Annotated in this window: 1 protein-coding gene; it reads right to left on the reverse strand. The window is 33.5% G+C overall.

The features are described 5' to 3' along the window. Positions 1-406, reverse strand: a 406-nt coding sequence (locus ACF91D_RS32200; RefSeq protein WP_392438771.1) for a response regulator, incomplete at both ends; no start/stop codon positions are given.

Here is a 406-nt window from a genome sequence, read left to right on the forward strand (position 1 = left end):
CAACACAAGTTGCTCTTTAGGGGTAAGCGGGTTTCTTTCGTTAAAAATTGTAGTCATCAATGATTCGCTATATTCTTTCTCATCATTCAACACTTTATAAACAGTAGTCACTAACTCCTCAATAGATCTTTCTTTTAAGACATATGCGTCGACATCATTTGAAACAGCTGATTCAAAATAACCTGGCCTTTTAAATGTGGTCACAATAATTACTTTAACATCTAATTGTTTATTTCTAATATGGCTAAGTATCTCTAAACCAGTTAGTCCTGGCATTTCTATATCGAGAATTGCTACATTTGGTTTCTCAGATTCAATATAAGCCAATGCCTGCTTACCATTGCCAGTACTAGCTACAACTTCTATATTATCGTTTAAATTGATTAATTGGACCATAGCTTCTCTT

This window comes from Staphylococcus sp. 231237_7MaSpsaltlick (assembly GCF_043107035.1).